This is a genomic window from Dyella solisilvae (assembly GCF_003351225.1).
GTDB classification, from domain to species: domain Bacteria; phylum Pseudomonadota; class Gammaproteobacteria; order Xanthomonadales; family Rhodanobacteraceae; genus Dyella; species Dyella solisilvae.
Genome location: NZ_QQSY01000002.1, coordinates 335,590 through 345,663 on the forward strand (window position 1 = coordinate 335,590; position 10,074 = coordinate 345,663).

General features: G+C 65.6%; 5 protein-coding genes. All 5 read right to left on the reverse strand.

Annotation, left to right across the window (positions count from 1 at the left end):
* Positions 1 to 2: 2 nt before the first annotated feature.
* The 5 genes from DVT68_RS08850 to DVT68_RS08870 all read right to left on the reverse strand — a co-directional run bounded on the left by DVT68_RS08850 (position 3) and on the right by DVT68_RS08870 (position 9,451).
* Positions 3 to 3,104, reverse strand: coding sequence for an efflux RND transporter permease subunit (locus DVT68_RS08850; protein ID WP_114824713.1), 3,102 nt, complete (start codon positions 3,102 to 3,104; stop codon positions 3 to 5).
* A complete protein-coding gene (locus DVT68_RS08855; RefSeq protein ID WP_114824714.1) occupies positions 3,097 to 4,215 on the reverse strand; it encodes an efflux RND transporter periplasmic adaptor subunit in 1,119 nt (372 codons plus the stop codon). Before DVT68_RS08855 ends, DVT68_RS08850 begins: the two co-directional genes overlap by 8 nt.
* Before the next feature lie 286 nt (positions 4,216 to 4,501).
* Positions 4,502 to 6,151 (reverse strand): Na/Pi cotransporter family protein, encoded by a 1,650-nt coding sequence (locus tag DVT68_RS08860; RefSeq protein ID WP_114824715.1) that lies wholly within the window; start codon positions 6,149 to 6,151, stop codon positions 4,502 to 4,504.
* 217 nt (positions 6,152 to 6,368) lie between these two features.
* Positions 6,369 to 9,035, reverse strand: a complete 2,667-nt coding sequence (gene mgtA / locus DVT68_RS08865; RefSeq protein ID WP_114824716.1) for a magnesium-translocating P-type ATPase — start codon at positions 9,033 to 9,035, stop codon at positions 6,369 to 6,371.
* A 167-nt stretch (positions 9,036 to 9,202) separates the two neighbouring features.
* On the reverse strand, positions 9,203 to 9,451 hold the full coding sequence (locus DVT68_RS08870) for a hypothetical protein (protein ID WP_114824717.1): 249 nt from the start codon (positions 9,449 to 9,451) through the stop codon (positions 9,203 to 9,205).
* Between the last annotated feature and the right edge of the window lie 623 nt (positions 9,452 to 10,074).

Below are 10,074 nucleotides of genomic sequence, written 5' to 3' on the forward strand. Positions count from 1 at the left end.
GGTCAGAGCTCCCGCGTGGGATGCGGACGATGCTGGCGACGCCGGCGATCGAGGAAGCGCTCCAGCGCAAAGTAGAGGCTTGGCAGGATGAACAGCGTAAGCAGCGTGGCGATCGGCAGGCCGCCCACCACCACGGTGGCGAGGCCACGCTGCACGTCGGTCCCGATGCCGGTGGCGAGCGCGGCGGGCAGCATGCCCACCGTGGCGACAGTGGCGGTCATCAGCACCGGCCGGAAGCGCTCGGTGGCGCCTTCGATCACGGCGTCCTTGAGCGCGTGGCCTTCCTTTCGTACACGGTTGATGTTGGACACCATGATGATGCCGTTCTGCACCGCGACGCCGAACAAGGCGATGAAGCCCACTGCCGTGGCGATGTTCAGTGTCTCCCCGCGCAGGTGCAGCGAGACCAGCCCGCCCACCGTGGCCAGCGGCACCACCGCAAGCACCAACACGGCCTGGTGCAGCTTGCCGAACTCGATGAACAGCAACACCGCCATGATCGCCAGCACCATCGCCATCACGACCACCAGGCGGGCCTGGGCGCGCTGCTGGTTCTCGAAGGTGCCGGCCCATTCCAGATGGAAGTTCTGCTGGTCGAAGTGGACCTTCGCGTCGATCTGCTTCTGCGCATCCGCCAGGTATTCAGACAGGGCGCGATCGCGGTTGTCGATGCGGATGGTCAGTTGGCGCTTGCTGTGCTCGTGCGCGATGGTGCTCTCACCACTTTGCAGGGTGATCCTGGCCACCTGCTTGAGCGGCACCTGCGCACCGGTGGACGAGGTCAGCGGCAGCTCGCCCACCGCCTCCACGCTGTTGGCCACTTCGTTGGACACACGCGCGGTGACGTTGTAGATGCGATCGCCGACATACACCGTCGTGATCGGCGCCCCACCGATGGCGGTCTGGATCAGATTGGTAATGTCGCTAACGCTGATGCCGTAGCGCGCCGCCGCCTCGCGGTCGGCGACGATGGCCAGCTGCGGAATCGGCGGCTCCTGGAAGATGGACGCTTCGGCCGTGCCGCGCACGCCGCGAAGCACTTCCACGATCTCGCCGCCGATGCGGCGCAGCTCCTTGAAGTCGTCGCCGTAGATGCGCAGCACCAGCGGGCTGTGTGCGCCGCCGATCATGTCGTTCTCACCGTCGACGATAGGCTGGCTGATGCCAACCGAGATGCCGGGGATCTGCTGCATGCGCGCGTTGAACCTGCGCAGGAACTCCGCCTTGCTTTCACCGCTGGGCCAGGTGTCGTAGGGCTTGAGGCCCACGCCGGCCTCGACATGTGACGGCGTCCAGGGATCCGTGCCGGTGTCGTTGCGGCCCATCTGGGTCACCACGTAGGACACCTCGGGGAACTCGCGGATGGCGCGGCGCAGCTCAGCGGTCATCTCGCTGGCCTTGTCCAGCGACAGGCCGGTGGGCATCTGCACTTGCAGCCACAGCGAACCCTCGTCCAGCTCCGGCAGGAATTCGCGCCCGATGGTCATGCCGAGCACGACCACGCCAGCGAACGCCACGCCTGCCACGGAGTAGGCCACCGGCAGCTTGCCCAGCAGGCGTCGCAGCCAGGCGGTATAGCCTGCCTGCAGCCGCACCAGCGGCTTGTTGTGGAAGATTTTCCGCGGCTTGCGCAACGCGATGTAGGCCAGGCCCGGCGTAAGCGTCACCGTGCAAAGCAACGCGGCCAGCAGCGCATAGCCCACGGTGAAGGCCATCGGGCGGAACAGCTTGCCTTCGGCGTGCTCGAACGCGAACAGCGGCAGGTAAGCCGTGATGATGATCAGCGTGGCGAAGAAGATCGAACGGCCGACGTGCTTGGTCACCGTCATCACGTCGTCTTCGGTCAGCACTGCGTGCGGCTTTTCCTCGCGCCGGCGCAGGATCGCCTCGGTCACCACGATGGTGCCGTCCACGATCACACCGAAGTCGATGGCGCCCAGCGAGAACAGGTTCGCCGGCATATGCGTGAACTGCATCAGGATGAACACCGTCACCAGCGACATCGGGATCGCCACCGCGGCCACCATCGCCGAGCGCGGACTGCCGAGGAACAGGATCAGCACGATGCAGACCAGCCCCACGCCCTCCATCACGGTGTGGAACACCTTCTCCTTGGTGGCGCTCACCAGATCGTCGCGATCGATGTACGGCACGATGCGCACATCCTGCGCCGCCAGCTGCTTGTTGAGCTCATCCACCGCCGCGTGGATGCCCTCCAGCACGCGCGAAGGGTTCTCGTACTTCAGCAGGTCGACGATGCCCTCGATGGTGTCGGGATTGTTGTCCTTGCCCAGGATGCCCTGGCGCACCTGATGGCCATAACGCAGCTTGCCGAGGTCTCGCACCAGCACTGGCACGCCGTTGCTCTCGGTGACCACGATGTCGCCCATCTCCTTGAGCGAATGCACCATGCCGATGCCACGCACGATGTACGACTGCTCGCCGCGCGTGATGCGACCACCACCGGCATTGGCCGTGTTGGCCGAGATGGCGCTGGTGATCTGGTTGACGCTGACGCCGTAGCGATGCAGCTGGGTGGGATCGAGCTCCAGCTGGAACTCCTTGGTGAAGCCGCCGAAGATATCCACGTTGGCCACGCCGGACACGCGTTCCAGCGCCGGCACCACCACCCAGGCCTGGATCTCGGAAAGCTCCATCAGGTTCTTGGTGGTCGATTCCAGCGTGAAGCGGTAGATCTCGCCGGCCGGGCCGGACACCGGATCAAGCCCCGGCGTCACACCCGGCGGCAGCGTCACCTGGGCGATGCGCTCCTGCACGCGCTGGCGCGACCAGTAGTCCTCCGCGCCATCCTTGAACACCAGGGTGATCAGTGACAGGCCGAACGTGCTGCTCGAGCGCATGCTCACCAGGCCCGGCGTGCCGGCCAGGCCACGTTCGAGCGGGATGGTGATCTGCTGCTCGATCTCCTCCGCGGCAAGACCCGGCACCTGCGTGGTGACCTGCGCGGTGACGTCGCTCAGCTCCGGATAGGCCTCGATGGCCAGCTGCGTCCAGGAGTAGTAGCCGAAGCACAGCACCAGGATCGACACGACGATGAACATCACTCGCTTCTGAAAACAGAAGTGGAAGATCGCCTCAATCATTGAGAAGGACTCCACCCTTCACGATCACGCGATCGCCCGCCTTCAGTCCCTTCAGCACGCGCGTGCCGCTGGTTTCGTCGTAGCTCAGGTCCACCGTGCGGCGCTCGAACGCCCACGGCGACACCTCGACGAACACGGTGGTGCTGTCGTTGTTCATCAGCAGCGCCGACTCGGGCACGAACACCTGGGCCGGCTGCGGGATGGCGATGCGGATCTTGGCGAACATGTTCGGCTTCAGGCGGCCGTCCGGATTGGCGAACGTCGCGCGCACCAGGTCGCGACGGGTGTCGGCCTGCAGCACGGCGTTCACGAAGGTGACCTGGCCATGGAATTCCTCGCTCGGAAACGCCATCAACGTGGCGTCGACCGCCTGCCCCTTAGCAACATGGCCGACATCGGCCTCGGGCACATTGGCGGTGATCCACACCGAACCCAGGTCGGCGATGGTCATCAGCACCGCGGTCGGGTCGTTGGCGAACGCGCCCTGGGCGATATTGAGCGCGGTGATCGTGCCGCTGGTCGGCGCGGTGATCTGGATGCTGCGTGCAGCGCCGGAGCCACCCTCGCTGGTGAAGGAGTTCAATCGCGTCTGCGCACGCGCCTGCTCGGCCTTGGCCTGGTTGTAGGCGCTCTGGGCGGACTCCAGGTCCTTCACGGCATTGCCGCCGGCCTGCTGCACTCCGTGGGCGCGATCCAACTGCTTGTTGGCCAGCGCCAGCGCATCGTTGGCCTTGGCCACATCCGCATAGGCCTGCGCCATGTCGCCGGAATCGATCACCGCCAGCAGCTGGTTGCGCGAGACATGGTCACCGAGGCCCACCTTGAGCTGGACCACGCGCCCCGTCAGTGGCGCCTGCACGTTGATGGTGCGCGCCGGATCGGACTCTACCTGCGCAGGAAACTCCATCGCATGGGGGGCGTTGCGCACCTCGACCGGCGCGACCGCCAGTTCCTTGCGCAGGGGAGATTTCTCGGGCACGCGCAGCACGCCGTGGTCATCCACGAACGGGGGCGCGGCGGCCTGATCCTCGGCCGAATGGGACGCGGCGCAGGCGGCGAGCGACAGGCTCACGGCCAGTGCGAAAAACAAGCGCGGAAAGCGGTACGACATGGGGTATCCCCGGTGTTCTTTGAGCGTGCGTCCATCCGCCGTGGCGAAGCAGGCCACAGGGCACGTGATGCGAAGGGAAAGACGCCGCCAGCCAGCAGGCTGGAACGCGGATCCCGTCCGCAGGCCGACCGTCACCGGTCGCCGCGGTCGGGGCTCATTCCGGAGGAATGCGCGCAGGAACGGGGAGGGTGCAGTCAGCTAAAAGATTCGGTGTCAGTCGATGGGTCCGGATCCAATTTGCCGTCGCTCCTTTACAGGGTGAATACGATAGCCAGCGAGGCTTACATCAGGTCGTCGCCGGTTCACGCACGAGGCGGTCTTGCAGCATCCCCGCCCGCTCCAGCGGCAGGTAGGCCAGCGCCGCCAGATGCGAATGCACGCGCTTGAGGTCGCGCAGGATGCGCAGATAGACGTCCGCGCCGCCGCCAACATCGCGGCGCTCGCGCAGGGCCTTGATGTGCCGTTCCGAGGCCTCGTTCTCCAATCGCCACAGCGCCTCCTTGCGCGCCACCAACTGCTGGGCGGCGCGCAGGTCACCGCGAAGGAACACGGTCAGGCCCAGCCGCAGGCTTTCCATCACCAGCGCATGCATGGCCGCAAGATCCTGAATGTCCTCGGCGGAGAAATCCTGCCCGCTTTGCGCCTTCTTGACGGCGAACTCCATCAGCCCGTTGGCGGTGATGTCGCCGATATGCTCGAGGTTGATCACGAAGGCGAGGATCTCCTGGCTGCGTTCGCCGTCCTCCTCGTTCAGCGGCTGGCCGCCGAGATCGGCCAGGTATTCGCGGATGGCCATCCCCAGGCGATCCAACCCCTCGTCGGTGCGGCCGATCGCGGCGGCGCGAGCGCGGTCGTCCTTGCCGAATACCTCGACCAGACCCTTGAGCATGCCCTCAACCATGTCGGCCATGCGCATCGATTCGCGCACCGCGTTGGCCAGCGCCACGTTGGCCGATTCGAGCGCCGCCTCGTCCAGGTACTGCGGCATGCCGGGATCGTTCGGCTTCGGCGGCTCCGGCAGCAACCGCACCAGTAACTGTGCAAGCCTGCGCGTCGGCAGGAGAAACAGCAGCGCCAGCGCGAGGTTGAAGGCGGTGTGGAAGTTCACCACGATGCGCGCCGGCGAGGCGCCCAGCGGCGCCAGCCAGTGCACGATCAGCGGCAGCAACGGCAGGCACACGATGCAGCCAAACGCGCGCACCATCAGATTGCCCATTGGCAGGCGGCGAGCCACCGGTGTATGCGCTTCCATCAGGGCGGGGATGGTGCTGCCGAGGTTGGCGCCCAGCACCAGCGCCAGGGCGCCCGGCGCATCCACCACGCCGGCGTTGGCCAGGGACACGATCAAAAGCACCACAGCCACGCTGGAATGGCAGGCCCAGGTCAGCAGCGCCGCCACCAGCATCGCCATCACCGGCTCGCTGGCCAGGCTCTGCAGGATCGCGTGCAACACCTGCGCGTTTTCCACCGGCGCCATGGCGCCCACCAGCAGGTGCAGCGCCAGCAGCATCAGGCCCAAGCCGATCGATACGCGGCCAAGGTTTTCGTAGCTCACGTCATCGGTGCGGCGATGGATGGTGAAACCGATCAGGATCAGCACCGGCGCCACGATCGAGATGTCGAAGGACATCACCTGCACGATCAGCGTGGTGCCCACGTTGGCGCCCAGCATCACCGCCAGGCCCGGGGCCAGGCCGAGGAAGCCGCTGGCGGCGAACGAGGTCGCCATCAGCCCGGTCGCGGTGCTGCTCTGCAGGAGCGCCGTGACGCATACACCGAAGCCGAACGCGGCCGGGCGATGACCGAGGTAACGGCCCATCCAGCGGCGCAGCACGCTGCCGTAGCCACGCAGCACGCCGCTGGTGACCATGTGCGTGCCCCACAGCAACAGGGCCACGTAGCCGGCAATGTCGAGCAAAGCGAAGGTGCCTTTCATGGCTCAACCTCCTTGAAGCAAATCGGGACGGCACAAGCGTCCACGGTCTCCCTTGCGGGAGTCCGTCGTGGATACGGGCGCCGTCACCGACGCCAACGAAACAAACGTTCATCCAGGGTGACCGGCAAGCGCGGGTCACCCGTATCGCGTTGCGCCCGTCATCCCCATGCACTGGGGTGGCGGACGCGGTGTCACGCGCCCCCGGAAGGCTCCGGACTTACAGCCAGCGTCCGTAACGGCGGATGTAGATCGTCTTCACGATCTGGGTGAGCACGGCATAGGTGAACACCGTCAACGCCACCCAACCGAAGAACGCCGGCGGAAGCGTCACGAAGCCGAACTTCGAACCAATGCCGGTGAACGGCAGCACCAGGCCGATGAGGATGACGGCGGTGGTCAACGCCAGCACCGGCGCCGCTGCAATGCTCTGCACGAACGGGATCTTGCGCGTGCGGATCATGTGCACGATCAGCGTCTGGGTCAGCAGGCTCTCGACGAACCAGCCAGTCTGGAAGAGCGCCTGATGCTCCGGCGAATTCGCCCCGAACACATGCCACAACAGCCAGTACGTGGTGATGTCGAAGATCGAACTGACCGGACCGATCCACACCATGAAGCGGCCGATATCGCTGGCGTCCCACTTGCGCGGTTTGCGCAGGTATTCCTCGTCCATCTGGTCAAACGGAATCGACAGCTGTGAGCCGTGGTAGAGCAGATCCAGCACCAGCAACTGCAGCGGCAGCATCGGCAGGAACGGCAGGAACGCGCTCGCCACCAGCACCGAGAACATGTTGCCGAAGTTGGAGCTGGCGGTCATCTTGATGTACTTGATGATGTTGCCGAAGGTGACACGACCTTCGAGCACGCCCTCTTCCAGCACCATCAGGTTCTTTTCGAGCAGGATGATGTCCGCCGACTCCTTGGCGATGTCGGTGGCGGTGTCCACCGAGATGCCGACGTCGGCCTCGCGCAGCGCCGGCGCGTCGTTGATGCCGTCACCGAGGAAGCCCACGGTGTGGCCCTGGCGCTGCAGCGACTTCACCACGCGCGCCTTCTGCAGCGGCGACATCTTGGCGAACACGGTGGTGCGCTTGACCAGCTCGTCGAGCTCTTCGTCGTTGAGCGGCTCGATGTGCTTGCCCTGCGCCGAATTGGCGACGTCCAGGCCGACTTCGCGACAGATCTTGCGCGTCACCGCCTCGTTGTCGCCGGTGATGACCTTCACCTCGACGCCATGATGGTGGAGCGCGGCGATCGCCGTGCCAGCGGTGTCCTTCGGCGGATCGAGGAAGGCCAGGCAGCCCACGGCGACCAGGCCGCTTTCATCGGCCACGCCATAGGCGCGACCGGCCGGCGGCTGCTGCTTGATGGCCACCACCAGCACGCGCAGGCCGTCTTCATTGAGATGGCGCGTCATCGCCTTGATGCTGGCGCGCTGCTCGTCGTCCATCGGCAGGATCTCGTCGCCCGCCTTGGCGTGCGTGCAGATCGACAGCATCTCTTCGACCGCGCCCTTGCACACCAGCAGCTCGCTGCCGCTGCCGTTGCTCACCACCACCGACATGCGACGGCGCTGGAAGTCGAACGGAATCTCATCAACGATGTGGTAGTGCTGCGCCATCTCATCGAGGTCGCGGTGCGCCAGCACGGCCTTGTCCATCAGGTTCTTCAGGCCGGTCTGGAAGCGGCTGTTGAGGTAGCCGTATTCCAGCGCCTCGGCCGACTCCTCACCGAACAGGTCGAGATGGCGCTCGAGCACGATCTTGTCCAGCGTCAGCGTGCCGGTCTTGTCCGTGCACAGCACGTCCATGGCGCCGAAGTTCTGGATCGCGTTGAGGCGCTTGACCACCACCTTGCGCTTGGACATCGCGATGGCGCCCTTGGCAAGGTTCGCCGTCACGATCAGCGGCAGCATCTCCGGCGTCAGGCCCACCGCCACCGACAGCGCGAACAGGAACGCCTGCAGCCAGTCGCCCTTGTCGAAGCCGTTGATGAGGAAAACGATCGGCACCATCACCGCCATGAAGCGGATCAGCAGCCAGCTGACGCTCTTCACGCCACGGTCGAAGCTGGTCTGCACGCGCTGGCCGACCACCGAGCGGGCCAGCGAGCCGAGATAGGTGCGCCCGCCGGTGGCCACGATCACCGCCGTGGCGGTGCCGCTGACCACGTTGGTGCCCATGTAGCACACGGTGCCCAGATCGAGCGGGTTGTCGCTGGAGCCGCTATCGAATTCGTCGACCACCTGCGCCTGCGAGGGCGGCGCCTTCTCCACCGGCAATGATTCGCCCGTCAGGATGGCCTGGCTGATGAACAGGTCCTTCGCCGAAACCAGGCGGAGGTCCGCGGGCACCATGTCGCCGGCGGCGAGGTGCACGATGTCGCCGGCCACCAGCTCGCCTACCGGCACTTCGATGCGCTCGCTGTGGCCGTCCGAGGCGCGGCGCGTCACCGTGGCGGTGTTGCGCACCATCGCCTTCAGCTTCTCGGCAGCCTTTGACGAACGGTATTCCTGGGTGAAGCTCAGGAACACGCTGATGCACACCATCACCGAAATGATGGTGGGGCCGGTGAGATTGGTGTGGTCCGTCGCCAGCTGCACGCACGCCAGCACCAGCAGCACCACGATGAACGGATTCTTGAAGGCATGCAGGAGCTGCTTCGACCAGTGCGGCGGCCGCTCGTGCGAAACCTCGTTGGCGCCATCGCGATCGAGTCGCTCGGCGATCTGTTCTTCGTTGAGACCGGCGGCGCTGGTGTCGAGCGCCGCGTAGAGCGCTTCGTTGTGGCGGAACGCTTCCTGCGCAACGGCCACGCGCACAGGCGCTGCGGCGCCCTTGCCGGCCGCCTTGCCGGTGACGGTCTGGGTGGAGTGCTTCTGCATGACTCGCTTCCGTGAAATCGGTGACATCTAAGCCGGACCAGCGAGCCGGGCGGGGTCATCCCGCGCGTGACGCCAAGACCTGCGCTATGGACTTCGTCGCAATCGACGCCACGGGACTGGCGGAGGCCAGCCCTTGCGCGGTGAGTCCTGGCGCGACCAAGCCTTCATCAGTGACTGGATACCAGTTGCAGATGACGGTGTGCTTGCGGAGCGGCATGTTCGTGCCAATGAGCGACCGGCCGGCCGCCCTTAGCATCGGCGTTCCAATGCATATCGAGCGTGACCGGGGTCGGCGCCTGGGCCGGATTCAGCGGCGCGGGGACGGTGATGGTCCAGGAACGACGGGCATCCACGCGGCGGCCCGACAGCGGGCGGACCGAGGTGCGCAGACGAAAGAAATCGCGAAGGAGCTTCATGGCCCTTTCTCCTCTTTAACGGCGCTGACAGCGCCGTCAGAGGTGGGCCGGTCTTCCCTAGTCCAGGAAAGCGCCAGCCGACCGCAGGCGGTCGCCGCAGCAGATCAGCTTGTGATGCAATGCCGGCACCCGATGCTCGCGGATGTCGACGTTGCGACTAGGGTAAACGTCCATATGCCTTGGGTTGATAGGACAGAGGCCACTTCAGGCGAAACACGCGCCGGGTGGCGCGCAAATTGTCTTGCTGCGGTGCGCAAGTGTCAACCCTGTGACAGCGGGTTTTCGTGGCGAAAGTTGTTGCGGGGTGTCTCGCGAGGGGGGCGTCGCGCGGCCCCCAGCCCGAAGGAGTCCCGCCCATCGGGCCGTTGAACGGAAGCGCGGTCAGCCCGCGCCCTCAGCGACACTTGGATGGATCGCCAGGAGGAGGCTACCCGTCTCCGCGTGCCTCCCCTCTGCGTCATCCCAGCGACGGCTGGGAACCAGTGACTTGGCTCTTCATTTTTGATTTGAAGTGACTGCAAGCCGGCTCGCCTGCGGCGGGCTTCCGGACCGCTGCCGCGGCCCGGGTCACTTCTCTTTGCTTGCCCAAAGAGAAGTAACCAAGAGAAACGGCACCCCACTCG